28 protein-coding genes and 3 pseudogenes are annotated in these 24,944 nt (G+C 71.4%); 15 read left to right on the top strand and 16 right to left on the bottom strand.

Going from position 1 to position 24,944, the window contains the following annotated elements; translation table 11 throughout:
• Positions 1 to 17 precede the first annotated feature (17 nt).
• Together BOQ63_RS05975 and BOQ63_RS05980 are read left to right on the top strand one after the other, a co-directional pair.
• Positions 18 to 902 (top strand): SMP-30/gluconolactonase/LRE family protein, encoded by an 885-nt coding sequence (locus tag BOQ63_RS05975; RefSeq protein WP_030555908.1) that lies wholly within the window; start codon positions 18 to 20, stop codon positions 900 to 902.
• Between the two features lie 50 nt (positions 903 to 952).
• Positions 953 to 1,652, top strand: a pseudogene (locus tag BOQ63_RS05980) (transposase); the annotation flags it as partial.
• Positions 1,653 to 1,947: 295 nt separating this feature from the next.
• Here BOQ63_RS05980 and BOQ63_RS05985 read toward each other — a convergent pair.
• Positions 1,948 to 2,388 (bottom strand): ester cyclase, encoded by a 441-nt coding sequence (locus BOQ63_RS05985; protein WP_030555911.1) that lies wholly within the window; start codon positions 2,386 to 2,388, stop codon positions 1,948 to 1,950.
• Between the two features lie 111 nt (positions 2,389 to 2,499).
• Between BOQ63_RS05985 and BOQ63_RS05990 the strand changes: the two genes are divergently transcribed.
• Together BOQ63_RS05990 and BOQ63_RS05995 are read left to right on the top strand one after the other, a co-directional pair.
• Positions 2,500 to 3,162 (top strand): TetR/AcrR family transcriptional regulator C-terminal domain-containing protein, encoded by a 663-nt coding sequence (locus BOQ63_RS05990; protein ID WP_072653615.1) that lies wholly within the window; start codon positions 2,500 to 2,502, stop codon positions 3,160 to 3,162.
• 455 nt (positions 3,163 to 3,617) lie between these two features.
• Positions 3,618 to 4,154, top strand: coding sequence for a hypothetical protein (locus tag BOQ63_RS05995; RefSeq protein WP_072653616.1), 537 nt, complete (start codon positions 3,618 to 3,620; stop codon positions 4,152 to 4,154).
• Between the two features lie 682 nt (positions 4,155 to 4,836).
• Here the strand turns inward: BOQ63_RS05995 and BOQ63_RS06000 are convergent.
• Complete coding sequence (locus tag BOQ63_RS06000; RefSeq protein ID WP_072653878.1) at positions 4,837 to 5,298, bottom strand: Lrp/AsnC family transcriptional regulator; 462 nt, start codon at positions 5,296 to 5,298, stop codon at positions 4,837 to 4,839.
• A gap of 91 nt (positions 5,299 to 5,389) precedes the next feature.
• Between BOQ63_RS06000 and BOQ63_RS06005 the strand changes: the two genes are divergently transcribed.
• From BOQ63_RS06005 to BOQ63_RS06015, 3 genes are all read left to right on the top strand, one after another.
• A complete protein-coding gene (locus tag BOQ63_RS06005) occupies positions 5,390 to 6,316 on the top strand; it encodes an SMP-30/gluconolactonase/LRE family protein (protein ID WP_030555920.1) in 927 nt (308 codons plus the stop codon).
• A gap of 490 nt (positions 6,317 to 6,806) precedes the next feature.
• The gene (locus tag BOQ63_RS06010) at positions 6,807 to 7,283 is read left to right on the top strand and encodes a hypothetical protein (RefSeq protein ID WP_143174643.1); all 477 of its coding nucleotides are present in this window, start codon (positions 6,807 to 6,809) and stop codon (positions 7,281 to 7,283) included.
• The gene (locus BOQ63_RS06015; RefSeq protein ID WP_499503553.1) at positions 7,283 to 7,519 is read left to right on the top strand and encodes an ImuA'/RecA-like NTPase; all 237 of its coding nucleotides are present in this window, start codon (positions 7,283 to 7,285) and stop codon (positions 7,517 to 7,519) included. The genes BOQ63_RS06010 and BOQ63_RS06015 overlap by 1 nt, the downstream gene beginning before the upstream one ends.
• Here BOQ63_RS06015 and BOQ63_RS06020 read toward each other — a convergent pair.
• The 5 genes from BOQ63_RS06020 to BOQ63_RS06040 all read right to left on the bottom strand — a co-directional run bounded on the left by BOQ63_RS06020 (position 7,476) and on the right by BOQ63_RS06040 (position 9,185).
• On the bottom strand, positions 7,476 to 7,946 hold the full coding sequence (locus tag BOQ63_RS06020) for a winged helix DNA-binding protein (protein WP_072653618.1): 471 nt from the start codon (positions 7,944 to 7,946) through the stop codon (positions 7,476 to 7,478). The genes BOQ63_RS06015 and BOQ63_RS06020 overlap by 44 nt on opposite strands.
• Complete coding sequence (locus BOQ63_RS06025) at positions 7,943 to 8,437, bottom strand: MarR family winged helix-turn-helix transcriptional regulator (protein WP_072653619.1); 495 nt, start codon at positions 8,435 to 8,437, stop codon at positions 7,943 to 7,945. The genes BOQ63_RS06020 and BOQ63_RS06025 overlap by 4 nt, the downstream gene beginning before the upstream one ends.
• 116 nt (positions 8,438 to 8,553) lie before the next feature.
• Positions 8,554 to 8,682, bottom strand: coding sequence for a hypothetical protein (locus BOQ63_RS06030; RefSeq protein WP_360332009.1), 129 nt, complete (start codon positions 8,680 to 8,682; stop codon positions 8,554 to 8,556).
• Positions 8,649 to 9,008, bottom strand: a complete 360-nt coding sequence (locus BOQ63_RS06035) for a hypothetical protein (RefSeq protein ID WP_079183428.1) — start codon at positions 9,006 to 9,008, stop codon at positions 8,649 to 8,651. Before BOQ63_RS06035 ends, BOQ63_RS06030 begins: the two co-directional genes overlap by 34 nt.
• Positions 9,009 to 9,050: 42 nt before the next feature.
• Entirely contained in the window at positions 9,051 to 9,185 is a 135-nt protein-coding gene (locus tag BOQ63_RS06040; RefSeq protein WP_318299396.1) for a hypothetical protein, read from the bottom strand.
• Between the two features lie 83 nt (positions 9,186 to 9,268).
• Between BOQ63_RS06040 and BOQ63_RS06045 the strand changes: the two genes are divergently transcribed.
• Complete coding sequence (locus tag BOQ63_RS06045; protein ID WP_223886339.1) at positions 9,269 to 9,430, top strand: hypothetical protein; 162 nt, start codon at positions 9,269 to 9,271, stop codon at positions 9,428 to 9,430.
• A 6-nt stretch (positions 9,431 to 9,436) separates the two neighbouring features.
• On the opposite strand, the pseudogene BOQ63_RS06050 reads toward BOQ63_RS06045, so the two are convergent.
• The 6 genes and pseudogenes from BOQ63_RS06050 to BOQ63_RS06075 form a co-directional block, all read right to left on the bottom strand.
• Positions 9,437 to 9,706 (bottom strand): annotated as a pseudogene (locus BOQ63_RS06050) (transposase family protein); the annotation flags it as partial.
• Positions 9,707 to 10,105: 399 nt separating this feature from the next.
• Positions 10,106 to 11,674, bottom strand: a complete 1,569-nt coding sequence (locus BOQ63_RS06055; protein WP_072653620.1) for a S53 family peptidase — start codon at positions 11,672 to 11,674, stop codon at positions 10,106 to 10,108.
• Positions 11,675 to 12,122: 448 nt separating this feature from the next.
• Complete coding sequence (locus BOQ63_RS06060) at positions 12,123 to 12,335, bottom strand: GNAT family N-acetyltransferase (protein ID WP_072653621.1); 213 nt, start codon at positions 12,333 to 12,335, stop codon at positions 12,123 to 12,125.
• 200 nt (positions 12,336 to 12,535) lie between these two features.
• Positions 12,536 to 13,579: a PLL family lectin gene (locus BOQ63_RS06065; RefSeq protein WP_030555929.1), complete on the bottom strand. Its 1,044-nt coding sequence runs from the start codon at positions 13,577 to 13,579 to the stop codon at positions 12,536 to 12,538.
• Positions 13,580 to 14,058: 479 nt separating this feature from the next.
• A pseudogene (locus BOQ63_RS06070) lies at positions 14,059 to 14,307 on the bottom strand (molybdopterin-dependent oxidoreductase); the annotation flags it as partial.
• Between the two features lie 48 nt (positions 14,308 to 14,355).
• On the bottom strand, positions 14,356 to 14,781 hold the full coding sequence (locus tag BOQ63_RS06075) for an organic hydroperoxide resistance protein (protein WP_030555933.1): 426 nt from the start codon (positions 14,779 to 14,781) through the stop codon (positions 14,356 to 14,358).
• A 204-nt stretch (positions 14,782 to 14,985) separates the two neighbouring features.
• Here BOQ63_RS06075 and BOQ63_RS06080 point away from each other — a divergent pair, with 204 nt between their 5' ends.
• On the top strand, positions 14,986 to 15,684 hold the full coding sequence (locus BOQ63_RS06080) for a VOC family protein (protein WP_454130680.1): 699 nt from the start codon (positions 14,986 to 14,988) through the stop codon (positions 15,682 to 15,684).
• A 47-nt stretch (positions 15,685 to 15,731) separates the two neighbouring features.
• A complete protein-coding gene (locus BOQ63_RS06085; protein ID WP_223886183.1) occupies positions 15,732 to 18,536 on the top strand; it encodes a helix-turn-helix transcriptional regulator in 2,805 nt (934 codons plus the stop codon).
• Between the two features lie 9 nt (positions 18,537 to 18,545).
• On the opposite strand, the gene BOQ63_RS06090 is transcribed toward BOQ63_RS06085, so the two are convergent.
• Positions 18,546 to 19,361, bottom strand: coding sequence for an alpha/beta hydrolase (locus tag BOQ63_RS06090; RefSeq protein WP_072653623.1), 816 nt, complete (start codon positions 19,359 to 19,361; stop codon positions 18,546 to 18,548).
• A 231-nt stretch (positions 19,362 to 19,592) separates the two neighbouring features.
• Between BOQ63_RS06090 and BOQ63_RS06095 the strand changes: the two genes are divergently transcribed.
• Both BOQ63_RS06095 and BOQ63_RS06100 read left to right on the top strand, forming a co-directional pair.
• The gene (locus BOQ63_RS06095; RefSeq protein WP_030555941.1) at positions 19,593 to 20,660 is read left to right on the top strand and encodes an alpha/beta fold hydrolase; all 1,068 of its coding nucleotides are present in this window, start codon (positions 19,593 to 19,595) and stop codon (positions 20,658 to 20,660) included.
• Positions 20,661 to 20,694: 34 nt separating this feature from the next.
• Positions 20,695 to 20,889: a hypothetical protein gene (locus tag BOQ63_RS06100; RefSeq protein ID WP_030555943.1), complete on the top strand. Its 195-nt coding sequence runs from the start codon at positions 20,695 to 20,697 to the stop codon at positions 20,887 to 20,889.
• A gap of 100 nt (positions 20,890 to 20,989) precedes the next feature.
• Here the strand turns inward: BOQ63_RS06100 and BOQ63_RS06105 are convergent, their stop codons facing one another.
• Both BOQ63_RS06105 and BOQ63_RS06110 read right to left on the bottom strand, forming a co-directional pair.
• Positions 20,990 to 21,292 carry a hypothetical protein gene (locus tag BOQ63_RS06105; protein WP_191093632.1) on the bottom strand — a complete coding sequence of 101 codons (303 nt, stop codon included), beginning with the start codon at positions 21,290 to 21,292 and terminating at the stop codon, positions 20,990 to 20,992.
• Between the two features lie 42 nt (positions 21,293 to 21,334).
• The gene (locus BOQ63_RS06110; RefSeq protein ID WP_072653625.1) at positions 21,335 to 22,963 is read right to left on the bottom strand and encodes a tannase/feruloyl esterase family alpha/beta hydrolase; all 1,629 of its coding nucleotides are present in this window, start codon (positions 22,961 to 22,963) and stop codon (positions 21,335 to 21,337) included.
• Positions 22,964 to 23,176: 213 nt separating this feature from the next.
• Here BOQ63_RS06110 and BOQ63_RS06115 point away from each other — a divergent pair, with 213 nt between their 5' ends.
• From BOQ63_RS06115 to BOQ63_RS06125, 3 genes are all read left to right on the top strand, one after another.
• Positions 23,177 to 24,010: an alpha/beta fold hydrolase gene (locus BOQ63_RS06115; protein ID WP_030555949.1), complete on the top strand. Its 834-nt coding sequence runs from the start codon at positions 23,177 to 23,179 to the stop codon at positions 24,008 to 24,010.
• Positions 24,011 to 24,032: 22 nt separating this feature from the next.
• Positions 24,033 to 24,581, top strand: a complete 549-nt coding sequence (locus BOQ63_RS06120; RefSeq protein ID WP_223886184.1) for a nuclear transport factor 2 family protein — start codon at positions 24,033 to 24,035, stop codon at positions 24,579 to 24,581.
• An 88-nt stretch (positions 24,582 to 24,669) separates the two neighbouring features.
• Positions 24,670 to 24,939, top strand: coding sequence for a helix-turn-helix domain-containing protein (locus BOQ63_RS06125; protein ID WP_223886185.1), 270 nt, complete (start codon positions 24,670 to 24,672; stop codon positions 24,937 to 24,939).
• Positions 24,940 to 24,944 lie beyond the last annotated feature (5 nt).

Genomic DNA, 24,944 nt, shown 5'->3' on the forward strand with positions numbered 1-24,944 from the left:
CCCTCCCGGAGAGCCCGATGTCCTTCTCAAGCAAGTCGCCCGACCAGGTCGAAGTCTGGGCCGCCGGCGACCACGAACTCGCCGAAGGCGCCCGCTGGATCGACGGCCGGCTCGTCTACGTCGACATCCTCGCCGGTCGCCTCCTCGAAGTTCCCGACCTCACAGGGCCGCGAACCCCGCGCGAGATCGCCCGCCTCGACGTCCCGCTCGGCGCCGTCGCGCCGGTCGGTGGCCGGCCCGGGCACTGGATCGCCGCCGCCGGCACGGGCATCGCCCTGCTCGGCCCCCACGGGGGCCTGGACTGGCTCGCCCGCCCCGAAGACCGGTCCGCCGTCCGCACCAGGATGAACGACGGCGTCTGCGACCCGCACGGCCGCTTCTGGGCCGGCAGCATGCCCTACGACGGCACCGTAGGTGCCGGATCGCTCTACCGCACCGACCACGACGGCTCCGTGCACCGCGTCCTCGACGGCATGACGATCGTCAACGGCCCCGCCTTCAACAGCACGGGCGACCTCCTCTACGTCGCCGACAGCGCGGCCGGCGTCATCCACCGCTACGCCCTCGACCCCGACGGCAACCCGACCGACCACGCGGAGTTCGCCCGCACGGCGGCCGGCGGCTCCCCCGACGGCATGACCGTGGACACCGACGGCTGCCTCTGGGTGGCGATCTGGGGCCACGGCGCCGTCCACCGCTTCCACCCCGACGGCACCCATCTGACGACCCTGCGCCTGCCCGCCCGCCAACCCACCTCCGTCTGCCTCACCCCGACCGGCGGCCACCTGCTGATCACCACCGCCCGCCACGGCCTCGACCACCCGGCCGGTCTGGACGGATCCGTGCTCCGCGCTCCGGTCGCCGCCGCTGCCCCGCCCGCCCACGCCTACCGGCAGGAGTAGCCGCAGCCGACCGGCAGGACGGGGCCCCGCGGCATCGGTGTCGAACGGCCGACCGCGTCCTCGGCCCCCGCCTGGACCACCCCGCCGTCACCCACCTGCTCGAACAGCACGGCTCCCCGGCCGCCCTGCGCAAAGCCGGCCGACGAAGGCTCGTGACCCTGATACGGCCCAAGGCCCCGCGCATGGCCGAACGCCTGGTCGACGAGATCTTCGACGCGCTCGACGAACAGACCGTCGTCGTCCCGGGCACCACCCTGGACATGGTGGTGCCCTCCCCGGCCCGCTCGCTCGCCACCCTCCACGGGCAGCGCCGAGCCGTCGAAGCCCAGATCGCGAACGCTGGAGGCTCACCCTCTTTCCAAGGTCCTGACCTCGATGCCCGGAGTCGGGGTCAGGACCGCCGCCACCCTGCTGCTCACCCTCGGCGACGGCACCAGCTTCCCCACCGCCACCCACCTGGCCTCCTACGCCGGCCTCGCCCCGGCGACCAAGTCCTCCGGGTCCTCCATCCACGGCGAACACGCCCCCAGGACCGGCAACCGGCTTCTCAAACGAGCCATGTTCCTCTCCGCGTTCGCGGCCCTGCACGACCCCGACTCCCGCGCCTACTACGACCGGCAGCGAGACCGCGGCAAGACCCACACCCAGGCACCCCTCCGCCTCGCCCGCCAACGCATCAGCGTCCTGTTCGCCATGCTCCGAGACGGCACCCTCTACGAGACCCGCACCCCCGAATCCGCGCCAGCATGACCCGCGCAGCCCTGACGAAGGACATAGAGGCACCCCCCGCCCCGCTCGGCCCTGCCCTGCCCCGCTGCGCCCTGCCCTGCCCCCCGCTCGGCGGGTGCTGCGTCGCCTCGGTGCCCCTGCGCCGCCCGCCGTGCCGCCGCCGCAGGTTCGGCCGGCATCTCCTCGGGTGGCGCCGCAGCCGCTTGACATCCCTACGCCGTGGGGTGTCCGACTTGCGTCGGAGGCCCTTTCCGGCCTTTCGCAGCCGCTCGGATTCACTGGGCGGTGAATCCGGTTCGGCGATCCGTTAACGGGGTCAGTCCATGGTCGGCCAGTCCCAGCCGAGCTGGAGGAACATGCCGAGGCGGTCGCTCACGGCGCGGATCTCGGCGATTCGGCCGGCGCGGACGGTGAAGATCCAGATCTGCTCGACGTCGCAGCGGCGGTTGGTCGGCTCGGGCATCCGGGCGTGGTAGCCCGTGTGCACACCGGCCACTCGCAGCCGGGCAACGACCTCGTCGTCCTCGGCGATGAGCTGCTCGATGTGGAAGCCGTCGCCCGCGGCCTCGGTGCTGAAGGCGGCCAGCTGGAGGCGGAAGCCCTCGATGGCGGCGCCGGGGGCGTCTTCCTCACCGAAGATGATCTTGTTGTGGTCGATGACCGACGGGGAGAGCAGCTGCACCCAGCCCTCGCCGGAGCGGTCGTTGAGCGCGGCGACGAAGTCGCGGATGACCTGCTTGTTGATGGTGGTCGACATCGTGGTTCCCCCTGCGGCGGCTTGGTTCTTACGGTGTAAGTTTCGCTGGAGACGAGTGTTCTCTTATGCTGTAAGAAAGTCAAGCCGGTACGGGGAGGCGGAGGAGCGGAGATGGCGAAGCATCAGGCGGCTCGGCGCGGCCGGGGCGAGCGGGTCGGGCTGAGCAGGCAGCAGATCCTCGACGCGGCGCTCGGCCTGGTCGACCGGGACGGGCTCAAGGGCCTGACGATGCGTTCGCTCGGCCAGGAGCTGGGCGTGGAGGCGATGACCCTCTACCACTACGTGCCCAACAAGGACGCCCTGCTGGACGGCCTGGTGGAGCAGGTGTTCACGGCGGCGACCCCCGCCATGGACGGCTCGGCCGACTGGCGCACGGCCCTGCACGCGTACGCCACCGCCCTGCGCGAGGGTCTGCTACGGCACCCGGCCGTACTCCCGCTCGCCACCTCCCGGCCCGCCGTCACGCCGGCGACCCTCGACGACCTCGAGGCTCTCCTGCGCCTGCTCACGGCCGGCGGTTTTCCGCTCGGCCGCGCCCTGCACGCGCTCAACTCCCTTGCCGTGTTCGTGATCGGCCACGCGACGGCGGAGGCCCAGATCGTGGTCGGAGCCGAGGAGGCCGGTGGCGCTGACTGGTTGGCCGCGCTCGAGGCCGAGCGGTACCCGCTGCTGATCCGCGCCGCGATCGAGGGGGTCGGCGCGGACGACGCCGAGCGGTTCGCCTTCGCGCTCGATGCCCTGCTGCTCGGCTTCGACGCGCTGCGCTCGGGCTGAGGCGGGGCCGGCGTCACTGGATCGCCATCCAGGGCCGTCTGTCCCTCCGGGTGCTCAGGGCCGACCGCACGCCGACGCCGACCTCCAGAACGCGCTGCGCCGTGAGCGCCACCGGCAGGCTGCCACCGCCGCCTGGGCCGGCTCGTACAGCCGCACCGTCGGGCACGCGCTCGGCCGTTCCCCACGCTGCTCGTACTGGCGCGTGTTCAGCCGTCCGCCTACTCGGGGCCGTCCGGCTGTCCCTGCTGGTCAGACATCGCACGGCCGAACTCACCACCTCCGCTTACCTGGGTTCCCGTCTGGCGGCGGTTGCGTGGATGGGTTGGGGTTCCCGGCGTACGCCCGCTCACGTTGGTCGGCTCCCGCGCGGGCGTCACCCGTTCGGCCGTGTATCCGTTTCGCGTAGAGCCTCTACCTTGGCGGTGGCACATCCCACTGGCATCTGTGGAGGCATCATGCCAGCACTGCGTACCGGCCTTGCCGCTCTCACCGCCGCCGTGCTCATGGGCGCTACGACCGTGGCGGTCCAGACCAGCGTCACCGCGGCTGAGGCGGTGCCTGCGCCGGCCCGGGGAATCGCCCACCTCAACACGGTGGTCAACCTGCCGCCCGGTGTTTGGACCGACACCCCGCTGGAGGTCACCCTTCCCCGGGCCGGGACCTACGAACTCGACGCGAACGTCCGCGGCCGTCTGGCGGGCGTTCCCCCGGTCAACACCTTCATCACCGCCCGGCTGTGGGACGTGACGTCGGGTACCGCCGTTGCGGAGAGCGAGCGGCTCGTCTACCAGGTCATCGACCTGAACCCCGGCAACGCGCAGGCCGGCGGCAACGCGACCGCACCGATCAGCGAGCTGATCCGGGTGAACAAGCCGACCACGATCCGGCTGCAGGGCACCCGATCCGACGCGGTCGGAACTGCGCTCGTCGCCCAGATCTACGACGACAACGCCGGCCACACGTCGCTGCGCTTCGACCGGGTCGGCCCCTGAGGTTCGAACGGGCCGGGGAGACTGGCGCGGACCGGCACCTGATCAGGACGCCCCACTGACCCGCCGCCCCGCCTGCCAACGCCAGAGGCCGCCACCCCCGCAGGGATGGCGGCCTCACGTGCTTTCCCAGGGCCGCGGCAGCCTACCGCTGGGCGTGGCAGTCGCCGCTGCCCCGGCCGGGGGGTCGGTTCGTGGTGCGGCATGGGGGCCGGGACGGGGATTCGGACCGCGGTTCGATTCGGCCTCCCGCCACCCGTCCCGCTTGCTGCCTGTCTGTGCTGCTCATCTGGGGTAACGGGCCGAACTCACCACCTCGACCTACCTTCCCGGGCCCCTAGGTCCCTGCTCCCACGGGACCGGGACCGGGACCGGGACCGCGCCGCCCGCGGGCGGCGGCCCGATCACCGCGCCGAGCCGGTCCAGCATCGCCTCGATGTCCACGTCCGCTCCCGTCGGCCGCCTGTTCCCGCCGGCGGGTATCCGCTTCCGGGGACAGCGAAGGCTGGAGAGCCCGGCCCTGCAGGGTGCTGTCACCTGAGCTGCGGAGGGCTTCCGTGCCCAGGCCTACAACGCCAAAGGCACCGTCGACCGGACCCGCTACAAAGCCACCGTCAGCATCGACATCCTGACCACGCCAGACCCGTGACAGCTCTTCGAACGCTCTATCCACACGGCAGTGGATCTAGCCTGCCAGCGGGGGATTCTGCGGGGCGGGCGAGGGCGGGCGCTCGAAGAAGGTCTCCAACGAGACCGTCGCCTGGGTCCCGCTGACGCCGTCGATCGCGTACAGGCGGCGCAGCACGTCCTGCAGTTGTTCGGTGGTGGCGGTGCGCACCTTCACGAAGACCGAGGCGCTGCCCGCGATGATGTAGGCCTCCTCGATCTCCGGGATCGCGGCGAAGGCCGCCGCGGAGTCACCGATCCAGGCCGAGGACTCGACCATCACGAAGGCCAGCACCCCGAGCCCGAGCGCTCCGGGGTCGACCTCGACGGTCGTGCGGCGGATCACCCCGCGATCGCGCAGCTTGCGAACTCTCTCGTGGGTGGCGCCGGCCGAGAGGCCCACGGCCTTGCCGAGGGCTGCATAGGACAGTCCCGCGTCCTGCTGGAGCAGGGTGAGCAGCCGGCGGTCGATGTCGTCCAGGTTCTCCGTTGCCATGGTCCAACCATATGAGGTTCTGTCATACTCGAAAAGCTTCGAACAAATTTCGGAGACTGATGGCAAGGGGTGGACTATGTCTGGTGAGATCAAGTACGGGCTGTACCAGATCCTGGACGAGCGTTTCCGCACCGGCAAGTGCGCCAACGGCGACCTCCGACTGGAGCAGCTGTACGGGGACTGCCGGTGGGCGGAGGGGCCGGTCTACCTGCCCGCCTGGCGCCAGCTGATCTGGAGCGACATTCCCAATGACCGGATGCTGCGCTGGGACGAGGCCACCGGTACGGTCGGCGTCTTCCGCTCCCCGGCTGGGAACAGCAACGGCAACACCCTGGACCGGGAGGGCCGGCTGATCACCTGCGAGCAGGGCAACCGCCGGGTCACCCGCACCGAACACGACGGGTCGATCACCGTGCTGGCCGACCGCTACCAGGGCAAGCGGCTCAACTCGCCCAACGACGCCGTGGTGCACTCCGACGGGTCGATCTGGTTCTCCGACCCGGACTTCGGCATCACCAGCGACTACGAGGGCCACCGCGACGTCGCCGAGATCGGGGCCTGCAACGTCTACCGGATCGACCCGGGCGACGCCACTGTCCGCAAGGTGGCGGACGGGTTCGTCGGGCCCAACGGGCTGGTCTTCTCCGCCGACGAGCAGCAGCTGTACGTGTCGGACAGCCGCGCCCGTCAGATCCGGGTCTTCGACGTCCGGGAGGACGGCACGCTCTCCGACGGGAAGGTCTTCGCGCAGGCGCCGAAGACCAGCTTCGACAACATCCGGTTCGACGACGGCGGCCGGCTCTGGGCGGCGGCCTTCGACGAGGGGGTGCACTGCTACGACCCGGACGGCACCCTGATCGGCCGCATCCTGGTGCCCGGGCAGGTCTCCAACCTGACCTTCGGCGGGCCGAAGAACAACCGGCTCTTCATCACCGCCGGCACCTCGGTCTACTCGCTGGTGATGGCGGTGACGGGGACCCACCGGGCGCGGTACCAGCGGTAGTGAAAGTGGGTAGTGGCCCGCCGGGCGTCCTCGGCGAAGGTGGCGTCTCGCACGTGGTGGATCTCGACTGGGGCGGCGTCTGCCTGTCGCACCGTCAGGTCGGTGGAACGAACACTTCGCCTGACGACGCAGCCGGGCTACTTCGGCACTGTCGGTGCGGGGGTTTGGACGTTCTCTCCCTGGCGGATCTGGCAATGGAAGAGACCATCAAGCTGTGCCAACCGCTGCTGAAGCTGCACCGGAAGCCGCCAATGCTGCTCCGAGCGGGGCTGGTGCTGGCGGGACACCACAGAGGGTACTTGCGGCAGGCACGGCTGGCAGACCTGGCCAGAGACCCCGAGAGCGGCATCGTGGTATCCCGGAGGCGAAGGACCGCCCTGTCAGCCGGCTTCGTGCTGGCCGGGCTCCGGCTCCGGCTGCACGACGTCCTCGGCGCACTGTGGTGGCCGGTGGACTGGGTGATCTCCAGCGAGTCCCCACCGGGGCGGCGGTGGCCGCTTCCACCGGAGCCTTCGTCGTCTACTTTATGGCGACCGGCGGCCTGCACGAGCTGCTGACAACCGGAATCCAGACCTGCCCGGCTTCCGCGGCAATCCTCTACGGCCTGACCCGGCGGCTGCGCCGGATCCGCGGTCCAGAACTCGCGCCGCCGCCGCCGCGGCGCGACCACCAGGGGGTAGGGCCGATTCGGCCCCGGGCCGCTCGGACCATCGGCCGGAAGCCGGCCGCCGCCGCGGCCACGACCGAAGCGCACGTGGCCGCAGCGGCGCTGAGCAAGACGGCCACGGGACCCACCCCGTGGCCGTGCAAGAAGTCACCCGCCCAGAACAGAGGACGGTGTGCCCGCGCCGCACTCACCGCCGGGCCAGTCGGCGCCAATTCGTTCGGCTACACCTCGGTGATCGGGCTGCCGGACCTCGGACCGGCCGCCGCAGCCGAGTACGGCTGGACCTGCATCGCCTCCTGATGGTGGACGAGCCCGGAACCCACTATGCCGATGTGGTGTCGACCCTGGCCGCCGTCTGCCCGGTGATCATCACGGCCTGGCACAAGCGTCTGCCGGCCCGCGCCGTGGACCGCCTCGCTGCGCACCTGCGCCGGTCCGGGACCAGGGCTGATGCGTTCTCAGCTGGCGGGATAGGCCGGCCAATCGGCTCGGTCAGGCGGTCAGCGCTGCCAGCTCCGCGTTGGCGCGCTCGGTGACCAGGGCGAGGACGCGGCCGGCGGCGGCCAGGTCCTCGGCGGGTATCGCGCCCCAGACGCGGGCGCTGATGGGGGCGGTCTCCGCGCTGACGGCGGCGAGCAGCTCGCGCCCCGCCTCCGTGGGGCGAAGGTGCGCGCCGTCCGCGACGAGCAGCTGCTCGGCCAGCAGCTCCTCGACAGTGGCGCGGATCTCGGCCGGATCGGCCTTGAGGGAGCCCCGGACCTGGGCGACGAGATCGTCTGGCGTCTGCGGGGCGTCGGCGGTAACGGCGGCGCGCAGGGCGACCTGCTGCTGGAACGTGGCGCCATGCCGGGCCAGGACCTGTTCCAGGACACCGCGGGCGGCGTAGTGGGCCAGGGCGAGGCCGCGGGCGTCGGCGACGGGTGCGGTGACGATGGGTGCGGTGGTGGATGCGGCGGTGGTCACGGTGTTGTCCCCTGAGTGGTCTCGTCGTTCGGTAGGGATGGAGCGAGAGGTGCGTCGAGCAGGGTCGTCAGCTCGTCGGTGAACGCGCACGTTCGCGGGGCGTCGAGGCCGCCGAGCGGCTCCAGCAGTTGCTGAAGCAGCTCCTGGACCACCGCGATGGCCTGCCGCGTGACGGCCTGGCCCTGCTCGGAGAGGGCGAGCTGTACGGCGCGCGGGTCGCGGGGATCGCGGGTGCGCTCGATCAGCCCGGCCGACTCCAGGGCGCGCGCCAGCTTCGAGACGTACAGCGCCTCCAGCCCGGTGTGGTCGGCGAGTCGGCGCTGACTGGGCCGCTCCCCGGCGCGCTGCATGCCGTGCAACGACGCGACCAGCGAGTACTGCGCGTGGGTGAGGCCCAGCGGAGCGACCGCGCGATCGACCGCGACGCGCCACTTGTTGGCGAGCCGCCACACCAGGAAGCCGGGCGTGGGGCCCGGTGAACCTTTGCTCATGGCAAATAGATTACATGGCTACTATGTCTATGGCTACTATTTCTGGGTGGCGTTCAACGGCGACGCTGGCTTCCAGGGAACGGCGTTCACAGCAGTGCCCCAGGGCTGATGCGTTTTCAGCATGTGATCTTGAGGAGCGCGGTGGCGTGGTCGGGGCGTGACCGGTAGTGGTCGGCTGCGGCGGCGATGTTGGTCCAGCCGGCTTGGCGCATCAGTCCGATGTCGAGGTTGCGCAGGGTGGCCATGGCGCTGGCGCGCTTCCGGTGCGGACCCTGGAGGCGTCCTCGGCGAAGGTCACGTCTCTCACGTGGTGCAGGGCTTCCACGGACCAGTGGCCTTGGACGAGCGCGGCCAGGCGGGCGGGGTCGGCGTGGCCGGGTGTGAGACTGGTGACGGCGTAGACCGTCTTCGGCCGGACCTTGCCGGTCTTGGTGTTGACGCGGCGTTGGTTGATCTCGATGGCCTGGACGGCGTGCGGGAACAGCAGTCCGGCTTCGACGGTGCACACCTTCAGTCGCCGTACCTCGCGCCGTCCGTGCCCGGCGGTGCGGGTGCGGTCCAGCAGCGGCATCTGGCGCCAGGGCAGGCGGCGCAGTTGCCGGCGCAGCTTCTTCTAGTTGCCCTTGACGACCAGGAGGTAGTGCCCGCCAGCGGCGACGATCTTCTTCGCGGTCTTGCGCTGGGTGTGCATCGCGTCGGCGGTGACGACCACGCCGCGCAGGTCGAAGCAGGCCAGCAGTGGAGCCATGGCCGGGATCTCATTGCTCCTGGCGGCCACCTGGCGCTGGGCGCGATGACGGTCTGGCCGGCGTGGAGGGTGGCGGCCAGCAGGTGGACCGCCGTCTTGCTGTCGGTGCGCGCGCCGCGCACCGACTTGCCGTCCACCGCCAGCCCGATCAGGGCTTCGTCCTCCTCAACGGGGTCGGCGGCGTGGCGGGCGAGCCAGGTGCCGACGGCGTCGTCCAGGACGTCGCCGTCGATGCGGGCCAGTAGTCGGCCGAGCGTGGAGGCGTTGGGCGCGGCGCGGGCAAGGCCGAGTCCGGCGCGGACCTGCGGGTCGGCGTCGGCGGCGTACCTGGCGATCTGCGCGAGGGAGCGGGCTCCGCCGAGCACCGCCGTCAGGCACAGGGCAAGCAGCGCGCCGATGCGGTAGCGGCGCCCGCGCACGCGGCGGGGATCGGGCACGGCGGCCAGCACCGCGGCACCCGTCAGCGACCGCGACGCCGGCCGCGACCTGCTCCAGCGCCTTCGCACCCGGCACCGCGCCATCACCCTGGTATGGGCCGACGGCGGCTACACCGGCTGGCTGGTCGAATTCGCTCCACAGTCCTCGCGATCGCCCTGACCATCGTCAAGCGCCCCGACGACGCCCGCGGGTTCGCGACTTCATGTCACAGGCCGGTTTGGCGACAATCTTTCCGGCTTTGGTCTCCCGCAGATCGGCCTCGTTCATCTGGGTCATGAAGCGGCCGCCGCACGTGGGCGCGGCCGGCCCGGTCGCGCGGACGCGGACAGACCGGCGCGCCGGGCGCTGCCGGTTCGGCGGCGCCCGGCGCGCGGGTTTTCGGGCGTGCTCGGTCGGGGCGCTCCCGGTCAAGGGCGCCGCCGCGGGCCCCGCTCAGGGGGCGGGCGCCCGCGTGCCGGTGCCGGGCACGGCCGCTGTCCGGACTAGGAGTTCTGCAGTGCCTTCAGCAGGGCGACGCCGTCGAATACGCCCCAGCCGGTGACGGCGTCGTACCCGCTCCGCACCGGGTAGCCCACCGCCGGCGGGTGGGAGGCGTTGTCATGGCCCCTGGCGATGTCGCGGCAGGCAGTCTGGGCGAGCGGGTGGCCGTTGGTGCCGCTCTGGTAGAGCAGCGGCGTCAGGAAGCGCTGCTGCTTGTCCTTCGGCAGCAAGGCGTTGACGCGGGCGATCAGGGACGCGCACACGGGAGCGGAGGCGCTGGTGCCGCCGTTGGGCGAGGGCTGGCCCAGGAGCGTCAGGTCGTACCCGGGTGGGCCGGCCAGGGCGGCCACGTCCGGCACGATGCGCCCCTTGATGCTGCCCTGGTTCAGGGAGTCCACCTGGACCTGCTGCTGCCACTTCGGGCGCGGGACGATGGTGCTGACGCCTCCGCCGCTCGAGCCGGTGCCACCGGGGGTGTTGGTCCGGTGACCGGGCGCCTGCCACCAGGACACCTCCTGGCCGGAGGTGTCGATCATCGTGCCGCCGACGCTCAGGACGAATGCGCTGACGCTCGGGAAGTCGGCATGGGCGCGCCCGTCCGCCACCCCGTCCCCGCAGCCGTCGTCGCCGGAGGCGATGCAGATCGTGATGCCGAGGTCCGCCGCACCCTCGAGGCGCTTGTCGATCTCGGCGAAGGCGAGCCGCGCCAGGTCGAGTGCGTCCTCCGGCAGGCCCCAGCTGAGTGTGAGGCACACCGGCCGGTCCGCGATGACCCGGTCGAACAGGTCGATCCAGCCCTTCTGGGTGAACGGGGCGAAGTAGACCGAGATGTCGGCCGCCGGGCAGAGACCGGCGACGATCTGCACGTCCATCATCACTTCGGGCAGACCCTCTGCCGCGTCCTTCATCTGCTGGGGAGACAGCTGCTTGAGGGCCTGGAGGGTCCGCGGCGGGTTGTAGCCCAGGGGCACCACGGTGACCTGGGGGGTCGGCCGGTTGTGCGCGGTGCAGTAGGCCTCCAGATCGTCCTGGAAGTAGCCGCCGGGGAACTCGCCGATGCCGATCTTCTGTCCCTCCCCCTGGCCGGCCGGGAAGTTGTACTGGTTCTCGATGTCACCCGGTGTGAACGACCCCGTGAAGCCCGAGCCCTTGGCGGCGGCCCGCCGGGCCACCCGCCGCTCGTCCAGCCCGAAGACGCCGGTCACGATTCCGTCGAGCTCGGCCGGGATCTTCAGCTCGCCCTCGCGGCCGCGGAACTCGCCCTGCTCGGCACTGCGGTAGACGCCGAGGCCCGCGTGGAAGGCGGCGTTCATGGCGGACACCGGACCGCTCGCCTCGATGCTGCCCGGCTGGAGCCTGACGTCGTCGACGGCGAGGCCGTACCGTTCGAGCACGGCCTTCGTCTTCTCGGCGTCCTGGCGCCGCTCGTCCGGGATCCCGTCGGTGGCCACCTTCCCGCGCAGGGAGATGGTCACTTTCACCGGTGCCTTGGGGTCCGCGTCCCGCACCCGGGTCGCATCGGCCTTGGCCGGGCGCTGGCTTCCCGCCAGAGCCACGTGCTGCTCACTCATCGTCGTCTCCTCGTTGCCGGCAGGCTCCGAGCGAGCCGCCGGTCTGGTGCCTGTACCGCGCTCGCACCGCGCCTCGACAACCGGGCCCAGCAGGGAACCTCGTCCGCGGCGCAACGAGCAGGGGCGCGCCATCCGTATCCGCACGACGCCGCGATCACATGCCGAAAGCGGCACCGGCCACCTGGACAGGGGCATCGCTTGCGCAGGATGGAGTACGTGCGGGACGGAGTACGTGCCGGGCCGCCGCACCGAAGGAGTGCGGCGCCGGCGGCCACCGCCGTCAGCGCCACGGCGCGGGCACGGCGGCGAGTGCCCCCCGACGCGGAGCCGCCGTCCCGGGGGCCGCCCCGCAGCGACGGCGAGCAGGCCGCCGCCGAAGCACCGCTTCTCCCCGGCGCGGCCATCGACGGCGTGGACGGAAACGGCCCCAGCGACACGAGGGGCAGCGCTACGGTGTCTCCAGGAACGCCGGATACCCAGTGCGCTCGGCCTCCTCGATGCCGGGAATCAGCACCGCACCGCCAAGGCCCCGGCCCTGGAATTCGGGAGCGACGGCCACCGTGTTGAGGAACCAGGCCGGCTCCTGCGGCCGGTAGGGGGCAACAGCCTGCTCTGCGCATTCGTAGGCGGCTTGCCGGTCGCCGGTGAGCTCGCCGATCAACGGGCCGATCTCGGCGAACGCGGGCGACGGGTCCTGGTCGACGGAGAACTCCCACTGGAGTACTAGGGATGCCTCCTGGCCTCCTGTCGGTGTCCGGCTGGCTGCCCGTGCGTGGACGACTGCGCCGTCCCCTCGGGCCCGGTGGACCTGAGGGGACGGCGCAGTCGTCCCCAGGGGGAAGGGGCGGGGGAAGGGCCGGATCAGCCGTAGTAGTTGTGGATGTAGTAGATGACGTTGTTCCGGAAGTAGTGGCCCCCGACGTCGTAGAAGTTGCCGCCCCGGATGGTCACGCCCACACCGCCGGGCTCGGAGTCGAGGCGCGGGGCCGACGGGCTGGCGACGTTGTTGCCGCGGGGAACGCCCTGCGGGGCTGTCGCCTCGGCGGCGTACGTCAGGGTCTCGCAGGTCAGCACCTGGCCGGAGTTGGCGTCGCGCCAGCCGACCGCCATCAGGTTCTCGTGGCCGTTGTAGGCGATCGACGGGGCGGCGTTGGTGTTGGTGTTCCTGATCTGCTGCCAGTTGTTGTCCCACTGCCAGTACCGGTAGTAGAGGCCCTGGCGGTAGATCCGGTTGTCGGTGCCGCGGTGGAGCACGGTCAGCCGGCTGTCGGGCGAGGTCGCGGCGGCGGCCGCGGATTCCGTCCGGGCGCCGCCCGGCACCTCGGACCACGGGCTGAAGTTGCGGTTGATGCCCATGGTGGCCTGGTAGATGCGTTCGTTGGCTCCCACGGCGACGATGAACAGCAGGTCCGGCGAGGCCGCGATGGCCGGGCTCAGGTTGTTACGGACGGCCGAACCGGAGCCGCCGATGTTCTGGGTACGGAACTGGATGGGCGAACTCCAGTACCAGCGGCGGTGGTTGGGCTCGTTTGGATTGGCCAGGGTCTGGGCCCAGAGGTCGCCGTTCTGCCCGGTCTGGAAGAGCCAGAGCTCACCGCGGAACACGGTGATCGCGGGCGCGGCGTAGGTGACCCCGCCGATGCGGTTGAACGGGCCGCCGTCGACGTTGAACCAGAGGGCGTTGTCCTGGCCGCGGATGGCCTCGACGTTGCTGCCCCGGTAGTACGCCATCGCCGGGGAGTCGGGGGTGCTGGCGTTGTGGTCCGCCTCCTGCCAGGGCGTTACCGCGTCGGCCGGGGCCGTGCCCGCGAAGACGGCGGCGAACGCGGTGAGGAGGACGGCGACCAGGGTGGCGAGCCTGGCCGTGGCGCGGCGGTGCGGAGTGGTGTGGGGTGGCGCGGTCATGTCTGCTGTCCTTCCGGTCCGTGAGCCCCGGTGTGGCGGTCGCTCCGGAGTGATGACGTGGTGTGACTCGGGTCCGGCGACGCGCCACGCGCAGGGCACGGGCGGGCCCGGAGCGGGCGGCGCGGAGCCGCTCACGGGAGAGCCTGGCAGCAGTAGCGACCGCGTCACATCAGTCATCTGACTCAACCGTCGGTCCCGATGGACCGTTGATCGTCCGGCATCCCCGCAACTATGCCGCCCACCGCCCGCCCCGGCGCCACGGTCGAGCAGTCGACCTCCACCCTTCACGACCGGCACCCCGCGCCGCACGACCTTCGCGACCCGCACGGCGTCGGCCCACCATCTGGGCCGGCGGCCCGATGTAGAGGCAGGCCGCCGTTGCCACGCACAGCAGCATCAGCGTTCCGGTGGCGCGGTGGACCGTCCGCTCGGCGACGGTGAACCGCCCGCACCCGGCCGCCCACCCGTCGGAGCGCCGTTCAGGCCGTGTCGTGCTCGGCGGCGTCGTCGAGCCAGCCGTCGACGTCATAGCCGCGTTCCTCCCAGTAGCCGGGGATGACCCGGTCGGTGACCGATATGCCGGACAGCCATTTGGCGGACTTGTAGAAGTACATCGGCGCCACGCAGAGCCGGACCGGGCCGCCGTGCTCGTGGCTTATCGGGGCGTCTTGCCTCCGCAGGGCCACGAGCACGTCGGAGCGCCGGGCCTGCTCCAGCGTGAGGCTCTCCCCGCTCGTGCGCGGGCCAGCCGGGGCACGCCCGGATGGCGCGGGTCCTCAGACGGCGGCGGCGTTGATGGTGACGGGGATGTTGCCCCGGGTTGCCTTGGAGTAGGGGCAGATCCGGTGGGCGGCCTCGGCGAGGTCCTCGGCGGTGCGCTGGTCGACGCCGCCGAGACGCGGGGCCAGCGTGGCCAGGAGTGAGAACTCGCCGTCGTCGCCGTGGAGGAGGGTGACCTCGGCGGTGATCGAGGTGCTGGTCAGCCTGATCTTGCGCTGGGCGGCGGCGTGCCGGAGGGCGCCGAGGAAGCAGGCGGCCCAGCCCGCGGCGAAGAGCTGTTCCGGGTTGGTCGCGTCGCCGGCTCCGCCCAGTTCCTTGGGGATGGACAGGCGGTGTTCGAGCAGACCGTCGGTGGAGCGGGCGGTGCCGCCGTTGCGGCCCTCGCCGGTGACTTCGACCGTGGCGGTGTAGTTGACGGCCATAGCGGGTCTTCCTTTCGTGGATGTCCTGAACGGCTGTCCTCAGGCTCCCCTGCGGCGGCGCCCCGTCGAGCCCGTGCCGGACACTGGTCGCCCCGGGCCCGGGTACTGGCCAGGGTTCGGCACTGGCTCGAGGGGCTCGCGGTCCAGGGATCGTGATCGGTGGACGCCGACCGGCTTCCGTTGCGGCGAATGGAGCTGACGGGGATGGAATTCAAGATCGAGGTCGTCGTCGTCCCGGTTTCGGACGTGGACCGGGCCAAGGACTTTTACACGCGGATCGGGTTCCGCGAGGACGTCGACTTCTCCGGCCCCGGCGGCTTCCGGATCGTGCACCTGACCCCGCCCGGTTCGGTCGCGTCGCTCATCATCGGCAGCGGCGTGACCGACGCGGCGCCAGGATCCGAGCGAGGTGTGCACCTGATCGTGGACGACGTCGTCGCGGCCCGCGCCGAGTGGGCGGACGCCGGGGTCGAGGTCAGCGAGGTCTTCCACGACGCCGGCGGGGTCTTCCACCACGCCGGCACCGCCGAACGGGTCGCCGGCCCTCACCCGGGGCGGCAGTCGTACAGCTCGTTCACGTCGTTCGCCGGCCCGGACGGCAACACCTTCGTCCTCCAGGAGGTCACCGCGCGGCGCTCGACGGGATCTCTGCGGCCGTCCTCGCGTTCGTCGCCCGCCGGCTGGACGCCGAGTACGTGGCCCTGGTCTTCGCCGTGTCCACCTCGGCGTCGGTCCGCACGCCGACCAGCGCCGGACTCGTTGCCGGCCTGCCGGAACTACAGGTGGACGGGCTCCGCGACGACGATACCCGGGCCTTGCTCGACCCGGTGCTGCCCGGTCCGGTGCACCCCCGTGTGCGAGACGCGATCGTCGCCGAAGCACGCGGCGACCCGCTGGCGCTGAGGGAGCTGCCGCGCGGTGAGAGCGAAAACAGGAAGGGGTAGGGGGACATGACTGGGTTCCAGCGATGGGGCGTCACCATGACAATGGTGGGCCGCGAGGACGAGCAGGCGGAGCTCGAGGCGTTCGTGAAGTCCGCCACGGGCCAGGCTCTCGTCCTTCGGGGGGAGACGGGGGTCGGCAAGAGTTCGTTGTTGAGCCGCGCCGCCGCGCTGGCGGAGCAGGAGGGCCACGTCGTCATCCGGGCCGCCGGCGTCGAGGCGGAGTCCGAGCTGCCCTATGCCGGGCTGCACCAGTTCCTCCATCCGCTGCTCCCCGATGTCGCGCGGCTGGACGACGGGACCCGGGCGGTGTTCGACGCCGTGTTCGGCGGAGTGCGGGGCGATCCGCCGTCGGTCATGACGCTCGGCATCGCCGTTCTCACCCTGCTGTCGCTCTCCGCCGAACAGCGGCCGCTGCTGCTGGTCCTCGACGACGGGCAATGGCTGGACGACTCCAGTGCCGACGTCTGTGGCTTCGTGGGCCGGCGCCTGGCCGGCGGCCCGGTGAAGCTGCTGGTCGCGGTCCGCACCGACCTCACGTCGCGCTTCGACACCGCCGCACTGCCCGAACTGCCGATCACCGCCCTCACCGACGAGGACGCGGCACGCCTGCTGGACCACCGGTGCCCGGAGCTGAGCCGACAGGCCCGTCGAATCGTCCTGGAGCAGGCCCAGGGCAACCCGCTGGCCTTGGTGGAGCTGGCCGCCCACTTCGCCGGCCGGTCGCGCGACCTTCCGGCCGAAGACCTGATCGGTCAGCACGGTGTGCCGTTGCCCCGGCGGCTGCAACGGCTGTTCGGCACCCGCATCGCAGCCCTCGACGAGCGGGTGCGGACCGAGCTGCTGATGGGCGCGCTCGACGGCGCCGGGACCCCCAGCGGCACCGACGCCGTCCCCGGCACCCGTTACCGCATGCGCGACGCCGACGCGGCAGTGGCCGCCGGGTTGCTGGACATCGAGGTGGTCACCGGTGATTTCGTCTTCCGGCACCCGCTCGTGCGGTCCGCCGTCGTGCGGATGGCCACTCCCAACCAGCGCCGCGCCGCGCACCTGGCACTGGCACAGGTTCATCGGGAGAACCTCGAACGCCGGGCGACGCACCTGGCGGCGGCGACGGTCGATCCGGACGAGGAGGTCGCCGACATCCTGGAGGCGGCGGCCGAGTCGGCGACCCGGCGCGGCGGCGCGCTGGCAGCCGTGACCTGGCTGACCCGGGCCGCCGAGCTCAGCGAGAACCACACCGACCGGTCCCGGCGACTGACCGACGCGGCCTTCGTCGCCGGTCACGCCGCCCGCCTCGGCCAGGCGCACCGGCTGGTCCAGGCGAACCTCGCACCCGGTTCGACGGAGTCGCCGGCCTCGGTGCTGGCCGCGGCCTACCGGGCGCTCTACCAGGACGGGGACGTCCGCTCCACCCACCGACAGGTCTCTGCCGCGATCGAGACGCTGCGAGACGGCGGGACCGCCACCGCGTCAGCCGATGGCAAGACCCAGCCTGAGGAGGTCCTCACCCGGCTGGTGATCCTTCTCCTGGCGATCAGCCAGTTCAGCGGGGACCGCGCGGCCTGGGAGAGCACGCACGAACTCCTCGCCTCCATGGGCGACCTCGTCACCGAACACTCTCGTCTCTACAGCGGCACCTGGAGCGATGTGACCAGGCACGGAGCAGGCTGGGCTGGGCCGGTGCGACAGGCCGCCGCCAACCTGCCGGATCTGGAACCCTGGGACGTCACGCGGTTGGGCGCGGCCGCGTACCACCTCGACATCCTGAGCCACTACCGCCCCTACCTGCAGCGCGTCGTGGACCGCGAGCTGGAGACCGGAGCCGTGGCCACCGGCATGGTCATGCTGCACCAGATCATGCTCGACCAGATGGCGGTCGGCGAATGGGCCCAGGCTGAGGACACCGGACAGCGCGGCCTGGACCTGGCGACCGAGCACGGCCACCACCTGTTCGCCGCCCAGAGCCGCGCGTACCTGGCCCAGCTCGCGGCGCTGCGCGGACAGGTCGGGCGGGCGCGGGACCTGCAGGCCGAGGTGGACGCCTGGGCCCGTCCGCGCGGACTGGGGTTCTTGACCCAGGTCGCCGATTCCGCCGGCGCGACCGCCGCGCTGAGCTCCGGCGACTACGAGGCCGCGTACCTCTACGCCATCGGCATCACACAGCCGGGCACGTTCCGGCCCTACGCGTACCAGGCATCGCGCACCCTGCTCGATCTCGTTGAGGCCGCCCAGCACACCGGACGCGTCGAGCAGGCCCGGGCGCACGCCCTCGCCGCCCGCGACGCCGGCCTGCCGTCCGTTTCGCCCCGCCTGGGGCTGATCACCTACGGCGCGCTGGCGATGACCGCCGAGAACGAGCGGGAGGCCGCTGAGATGTTCACGCGGGCCGAAGCCCACCCGGACGCCGCCCGCTTCCCGTTCGAGCTGGCCCGGATCCGGCTGGCGCACGGCGTCCGGGTGCGCCACGTCCAGGGCCCGGCGGCGGCGCGGCAGTACCTCGTCCCGGCGGCCGAGGCGTTCGAGCGGCTGGGCGCGGCCGGCTGGACCGAACGGGCCCGGGCCGAGCTGCGCGCCACCGGGACCCCGCCCCGCGTCTCGACGCTGAACCTGGCCTCGCTGACCTGGCAGGAACGCCGCATCGCCGACCTGGCCGCGAGCGGCCTGACGAACAAGGAGATCGGCGAGCGGATGCACCTGTCGCCCCGCACCGTCAGCTCGCACCTGTACCGCATCTTCCCCAAGCTGGGCATCACGGCCCGGGCGGCGCTGCGCGACGCGCTGAGCCGGACTGACGCGGCTGCGAAGGTCTGATGCCCGCGTTCAGCCCTGTGCGGCCACGGCCTCGATGCCGTTGGCGGCCAACCAGGCGAGGACGTGGTCGGCGACCGAGCGCCAGCCGCTGTCGAACACCAGGGAATGCCCTCGATCGGCGAACTGCTTCAGGTCGGTCACGACGGAGGAGTCACCGTAGAGCTTGTAGACCGAGCGGGTCACGGCGTCCGGGACCATCCGGTCCTCCTGGCCGGACACGAGCAGGAGCGGTCCGCGCGCCGAATTCGCCGTGTTCACGACGGTGTCGGCCGGCCCGGCGGCGGTGCGATCGAGTCCGAGGTCCGCGAGCAGCCGGAGCGGGGCCGGGACGGCGTACCGGTCGAAGAGCTTCGCGGCCTCCTCCTCACCGACGGCGTTGGCGACGACGTGTCGGAACCGGGTGCGCGGCAGCGGCTCGAAGCACGGGTGCCGGGCCGAGTCGGCCGGCATCAGCGACCACGGCCGGGGCCGGCCGTGGTCCAGCGGCACACCGCGGGCCGGCAGCGGCGCGAGGGCGACGGCGGCGCGGCCGAGGTCGGCTCCGAGGAGGTGCTGGGCGATGAGGCCGCCGGCCGAATGCCCGATGAGGACGGGCGGGTTGTCGAAGGAACGCACGATCTTCTCGTAGTGGGCCGTGAGCGCGGCGAGCCCGAGGTCGCGCAGCGGGCCGGGATCACGGCGGGCCTGCTCGGCGGTGGGGGCCTCACCGGGCCAGCCCGGGACGCACACCGCGTAACCGTGCGAGGTGAACCGTTCGGCCCAGCCCTCCCAGGAGGATCTGTGGAACCACGCACCGTGGATGAGGACGACGGGGGTTTGCTTCACGGCCGGACCTTCCGATTGCACACACGACGCTCCGCCGGCATCGCGGCGCTCCTTCGAGGATCACCGAGCGGCCGCTCGGCAGAAACAGTCGAATGACTGAATGTGGCGGCCCGGCAGGTCCTTCGTGCGTCCGCGAGCGCCGTCGCGCGTCTCGACGTCATGTGACTGATGTGTCTGGCCGGTGGCCGAAGAACAGTGGAGGCATCAACGAGTCTCCGGGAAGGATCAGACATGATCAACAGGCGTACCTTCACCAAGGCAGTCGGTCTCGGCGTGGGGGCCACGGCCGTGTCGGTCGGCGCGGCATCGACCGCGCCCGCCGCCTTCGCCGCCGGTTCCGCCCGGCCCGGTCGCCCGGCCCCGGTCATCCCGGCTATCGCCCCGGGCACGCACACCACGTTCACCGAGCTGAAGCGGGTCCAGGCCGGCGTGCTCGACATCGGCTACGCCGAGGCCGGGCCGAAGCACGGACCCGTGGTCATCTGCCTGCACGGCTGGCCCTACGACATCCACAGCTTCGTCGACGTGGCGCCACTGCTGGCGGACGCCGGCTACCGGGTGATCGTGCCGTACCTGCGGGGCCACGGCACCACGAACTTCCTGTCTCCCACGACCGTCCGCACCGGGCAGCAGTCCGCGATCGCCCTCGACGTCATCGCCCTGATGGACGCCCTGAAGATCCACAAGGCCGTGCTGGCCGGATTCGACTGGGGCTCGCGGGCCGCCGGCACCGTCGCGGCGCTGTGGCCCGAGCGGGTCAAGGCCCTGGTGGCGGTGAGCGGTTACCTCATCGTCAACATCCCTTCGCAGCAGAACCCGCTGCCGCCGAAGGCCGAGCACACCTGGTGGTACCAGTACTACTTCGCCACCGACCGAGGCCGCGTCGCCATGGAGACCAAGCAGTACCGGCACGACCTGTGCCGACTGGTGTGGGACGAGGTCTCCCCGACCTGGAAGTTCGACGACGCCACCTTCGAGCGCACCGCCGCGGCGTTCGAGAACCCCGACTACGCCGCCATCGTGATCCACAACTACCGCTGGCGCCTCGGCCTGGCCGAGGGCGAGCGTCGCTACGACCGTTACGAGCAGCTGCTCGCGGCCCGGCCGGCCATCACGGTGCCGACCATCGCCCTGGATCCCGCCCTCGACCCGTTCCTGCCCACGACCGACGGTACCGGGTACCGGAAGTTCTTCACCGGCCGGTACGAGCACCGCGTGCTCCCCGGCATCGGCCACAACGCGCCGCAGGAGGCGCCGACGGCGTTCGCCCAGGCCGTGGTGGACGCCGACCACCTGTGACCCGCGACCGTGTCGACCACCTGGAGGTGCGGAAGTGAATGATCCGAACACCCACGAGCAAGCGGCGGCGATCCGCAAGGCCCGATTCGGCGCGCTCCCGGAACGCGTCGTCTTCGAGGACATGGTCGAAGAGAAGGCGGTGCTGCCGACGTATCCGGCGGCGGACACCCTTGACCCCGACGCGCTGGCGATCAGGTTCTCCTGCCTGGCAGCGGATCTGGGTCTCTGAGCGCAGCGGGCCAGGCATGACCCGGCACCGGATGATCGATGTGGGAGTGTTCGGGTCCGCCCCCAACCGGGGACGGACCCGAACGTGCTGCGCACCGATCTCAGACCCGCAACTGAGCCACACCCCGGCGCACCTTCCACACCAGCAAGCCGGCCTGGACGCGCTGCTCCGGTCCGTCCGGCACCGACAGGTAGTCGACCGCGGACGACACCGCGTCGAGCAGCGGATAGGCGACGAGCAGCGTGATCGCCGCAGCGCCGAGCGTGTCATGGGCGTGGGCGAAGGCCACGGCCCACACCGCCGCCAGGACTCCCCGTACGAGGTACAGCCTCACCAGCGGGGCGCGTCCGTTGACCTGTGCGTTCACCGACGCCGAGTTCGACATCACCGTCAATGTGTTCACGACTCTCTTCTCTTCAGCAGTCCGTGTTCGGGCCTGAGGGGGTCAGTCCCGCGAGGCCTGGACGCAGCGGAAGCTGCTCGCGACGCTCGGGTCGCCGTGGCCGGTGTAGCGGGAGACCATCGGATAGCGGCACACGTCGCGGGCGACGGTCCGGCCGGTGGCGGTGGTCAGGGTGGCGTGCAGCACCGCCGGTGCCTTGCCCTGCTCGACCCAGGCGGTCAGCGACGCCAGGTCGTCGACCTTGCCGCCGTCCAGGCCGCAGTGCGAGACACCCGGAGCCAGGAAGAGCCGGTAGAAGTCGTCGACCTTCCTCGTGCCGCCCATCTTCTCCTCCACGCGCTCGCGGTAGTCGACCGTGCCCGCGGTGGGGATCAGCTGGTCGGCGTCGCCGTGCCAGGTGATCAGCTTGCCTCCGGCGTCGCGGAACGCGGAGAGGTCGGCGTCGCGCGTGCCGATGACCGGGTCGTACTCGGCGCGGGCCTTGCGGAAGATCTCGTCGAACTGCGCGTAGGTGAGGTTCGCGGTGTTGAACGCGGGCTTCTTCTCCACGAAAGTGGCGACCCACGTGGCCGGAACGAAGAACGGCGAGCCCGTGGCGACGCCGTTCGCGTCGGTCTTGCTGTCCGCCAGGTAGCGGAAGTCGGCGCCGATCGGCAGGCCGTACCAGAGCCGCTTGCCGTTCACATCGCGCGGGCCGTCCCAGATCCTGCGGACCACGTCGGCGTCCGCCTCGGTGATGGCGACCTGCTTGCCGTCGCACTCGATCCGCGTGCCGACCAGGCGGCGCGGGTCGAAGTCGCACCGTTGCGGATCGCCGATCAGGCCGTCGGCGACGCCGTCGCGCTTGTCGCAGGCCTTGAGGGCAGCCTGGTTGAAAGCGTCGAACTCGCACCCGGTCGGGTAGGTGTGCGCCTCGTTCATCACGACCTGCGGCCACAGGGTGGCGACCTCGAACTGGTTCCAGTTGATGCCCGGCGCCGCGGCGTTGATGCCGTTGAAGTCCTTCGGGTACCGCTGGGCCTCCATGTAGCCCTGGCGGCCGCCGGTGGAGCAGCCGTTCCAGTAGGAGTAGGACGCCGCCTTGCCGTAGACGTCGGCCACGACCTGCTTGCCGACCAGCGCCATCTCGTGCGCGGAGCGGGAGGCGAAGTTGTCCAGGAGTGCGGTGTTGACGTGTCCGGAGGCGTCCACCGCCCAGCTGGTGTCCAGGGCTCCGCCGACGCCGGCGTCGGTCGTGGCGGCGGCGTAGCCCTGCTTGACGGCCGCGGCGAGCCCGGCGCCGTTGTCCCCGGCGGCGTAGGCGACGCCGCCGACTGCCTGGAAGCGGCCGTTCCAGCCCGCCTGCGGCAGCCAGACGTTCACCTTGGCGTGGTCGTTCGAGCCGGGGTGGGTCAGCGTGACCGTCACCTCGCAGTGCGCCGGGACGTCGGGCACCGGGAAGCCGCCGAGCGGCGGGGCCCCGGGCACCTGGAAGGTGCCGGCCGGCACATCGGCCGCGGTAACGGACTCCACCGCGGTGCCCGCCGGGGCCGGCAGCGCGGACGGGGCGCAGGTGAAGGGCAAGGGGCCGGTGGCGGCGAGGTCCGCCGACGCGCTCACCGGTGTGGAGACGGCCGCGGCGGCGACCAGGGGGACACTCGCCGCGACGATGGTCAGGAACCGTCTTTTCATGATCTCTCCTCGGAATCGGGGATGGCGCCATTACTGTGGCCGCCGCGCCGATGGCGGTGCATCAGTCACCTGACGCCCAGTCGGCAAGGCGGTTCGGAGGTCCGGAAGGGCCGGAAGCGTGAAGTCACATGACCGATGCGCCGGGAACGGGCCGAGGGCAACAGTGAGCACCGCTGGATCCATCGCACTGTTCAAAACCCTTGGAGCGTTTCCATGTTCACCATTGAGAACGGCCGCCTGCGCCGATTCATCGCCGGTGCCGCCGCCGTCGTCGGCGCGTTCGCCGCCGTCGGCACCGCGAACGCCGCGACCCAGGACTCGGCCAGCGACCGGGCCGCGAGGCCGACCATCGTCCTGGAGCACGGCGCGTTCGCCGACGGCTCCAGCTGGGACGGCGTCATCGCCAAGCTGCACCGCGACGGCTACCCGGTGGTGGCCGCCGCCAACCCGCTGCGCGGCCCGGCCTCCGACGCCGCCGCGCTGCGCAGCCTCGTCGACCACATCAAGGGCCCCGTCGTCCTGGTCGGCCACTCCTACGGCGGCTCGGTCATCAGTGAGGCCGCCGTCGGTGAGCCGCGGGTCAAGGCCCTCGTCTACGTCGCCGCGTTCCTGCCCGCACCGGGCGAGTCCGCGCTGCAGCTGACCAACCAGTTCCCCGGTTCGACCCTGTCCGGCACGCTGGACCCGGTGCCTTACTCGTTCGCCGACGGCAGCACCGGCACCGACCTGTACATCCAGCAGGACAAGTTCCGGGCCCAGTTCGCCGCCGACGTCCCGACCGACCGGGCCGCGCTGGCAGCCGTGACGCAGCGGCCCATCGCCCAGGCCGCACTGGAGGAGAGGGCCACCGCCGCCGCCTGGCAGACCGTCCCCAGCTGGGACATCGTCACCACCGGAGACCTCAACATCCCGGCCGCCGCACAGCGGTTCATGGCCGAACGCGCCCACGCCCACACCACCGAGGTCGCCGCATCACACTCCGTCGCGATGTCCCACCCCGACCTGGTGGCCGACGTCATCAAGAAGGCGGCCCGCGCCACCCACTGACCGGCCCATCAGACTCCAGTTGATGCACAGCGCCCTCTCAACGCCGGGAGGGCGACCCCCCGTCCTCCCGGCGCATCCTCTGCACCTGCTGACGGCTGACTTCGAACAACAGGAAAGGACAGGTCGCCGATCCATCATGGATATCTCATCAAGTCACCGCGCCATCGAGAACCTGATCGCCGCCTACGCCGTGCACGTCGACAGCGGAGACTTCGGCGCGGTCGGCGCGCTGCTGGCGGATGCCCTGTTCGTGGGCAGCGGGGCACCGGTCCGCGGCCGAGAGGCCGTCGAGGCGATGTTCCAGGACACACTCATCACCTACGATGACGGAACGCCGCGGACCAAGCACGTCACGACCAGCACCGTCATCGACATCGCGGCTGATTCCACGCACGCGACCGCACGGTCGTACTTCACCGTGCTGCAGGCGCTGCCAGACCTGCCTCTGCAACCGATCGCCGCAGGCCGGTACCAGGACCGGTTCGAATACCGCGGACAACGGTGGCACTTCACCGAACGACACGTGCACGTCGATCTCGTGGGAAACATGACCCACCACTTGCGAAACTGACGGACTTTCAGGCGATCCGACACCGCCGAGCACCACTTCACCGTCGTCGGCGACGAGGGCGCAGCTGAGCGCGGCGCACGGCATGTTCGTGGAGATCGACGCCGAAGCGTTCGCCGAACGTACGCGCCTTGAACTCGCCGAATTCGCGGTAGCGATGTCGCCGGCTGCCATGCACCGGACGGTCGAGCTGACGGAACGGGAGAGCCGGATCGCCAGGCGCGCACGGGACGGCCGGTCGAACGCGGAGATCGGAGCCGAGCTCTTGCTCAGCGCCCCTCCCGTCGAGTGGCACCTGCGCAAGGTGTTCACCAAACTTCGCATCAGCTCACGGCAGGAGTTGCGCACCGTGCTGCCGTAGTCGTC

It is taken from the genome of Streptomyces viridifaciens (genome assembly GCF_001888885.2).
Taxonomy (GTDB): domain Bacteria; phylum Actinomycetota; class Actinomycetes; order Streptomycetales; family Streptomycetaceae; genus Kitasatospora; species Kitasatospora aureofaciens.

Bases quoted from the DNA above. Each gene is read 5' to 3' on its own strand.
- BOQ63_RS05985 (WP_030555911.1), bottom strand. From the start codon at position 2,388: ATGTCGACCACCATCAACAAGCAGGTCATCCGCGACTTCGTCGCCGCG.
- BOQ63_RS06005 (WP_030555920.1), top strand. From the start codon at position 5,390: ATGTCTGGTGAGATCAAGTACGGGCTGTACCAGATCCTGGACGAGCGT.
- BOQ63_RS06065 (WP_030555929.1), bottom strand. From the start codon at position 13,579: ATGACCGCGCCACCCCACACCACTCCGCACCGCCGCGCCACGGCCAGG.
- BOQ63_RS06120 (WP_223886184.1), top strand. From the start codon at position 24,033: ATGCACAGCGCCCTCTCAACGCCGGGAGGGCGACCCCCCGTCCTCCCG.
- BOQ63_RS06040 (WP_318299396.1), bottom strand. From the start codon at position 9,185: ATGGCTCCACTGCTGGCCTGCTTCGACCTGCGCGGCGTGGTCGTCACC.
- BOQ63_RS05990 (WP_072653615.1), top strand. From the start codon at position 2,500: ATGGCGAAGCATCAGGCGGCTCGGCGCGGCCGGGGCGAGCGGGTCGGG.
- BOQ63_RS06055 (WP_072653620.1), bottom strand. From the start codon at position 11,674: ATGAGTGAGCAGCACGTGGCTCTGGCGGGAAGCCAGCGCCCGGCCAAG.
- BOQ63_RS05995 (WP_072653616.1), top strand. From the start codon at position 3,618: ATGCCAGCACTGCGTACCGGCCTTGCCGCTCTCACCGCCGCCGTGCTC.
- BOQ63_RS06035 (WP_079183428.1), bottom strand. From the start codon at position 9,008: ATGCCGCTGCTGGACCGCACCCGCACCGCCGGGCACGGACGGCGCGAG.
- BOQ63_RS06030 (WP_360332009.1), bottom strand. From the start codon at position 8,682: ATGGCCACCCTGCGCAACCTCGACATCGGACTGATGCGCCAAGCCGGC.
- BOQ63_RS05975 (WP_030555908.1), top strand. From the start codon at position 18: ATGTCCTTCTCAAGCAAGTCGCCCGACCAGGTCGAAGTCTGGGCCGCC.
- BOQ63_RS06115 (WP_030555949.1), top strand. From the start codon at position 23,177: ATGTTCACCATTGAGAACGGCCGCCTGCGCCGATTCATCGCCGGTGCC.
- BOQ63_RS06025 (WP_072653619.1), bottom strand. From the start codon at position 8,437: ATGAGCAAAGGTTCACCGGGCCCCACGCCCGGCTTCCTGGTGTGGCGG.
- BOQ63_RS06075 (WP_030555933.1), bottom strand. From the start codon at position 14,781: ATGGCCGTCAACTACACCGCCACGGTCGAAGTCACCGGCGAGGGCCGC.
- BOQ63_RS06095 (WP_030555941.1), top strand. From the start codon at position 19,593: ATGATCAACAGGCGTACCTTCACCAAGGCAGTCGGTCTCGGCGTGGGG.
- BOQ63_RS06085 (WP_223886183.1), top strand. From the start codon at position 15,732: ATGACTGGGTTCCAGCGATGGGGCGTCACCATGACAATGGTGGGCCGC.
- BOQ63_RS06110 (WP_072653625.1), bottom strand. From the start codon at position 22,963: ATGAAAAGACGGTTCCTGACCATCGTCGCGGCGAGTGTCCCCCTGGTC.
- BOQ63_RS06080 (WP_454130680.1), top strand. From the start codon at position 14,986: ATGGAATTCAAGATCGAGGTCGTCGTCGTCCCGGTTTCGGACGTGGAC.
- BOQ63_RS06015 (WP_499503553.1), top strand. From the start codon at position 7,283: ATGGTGGACGAGCCCGGAACCCACTATGCCGATGTGGTGTCGACCCTG.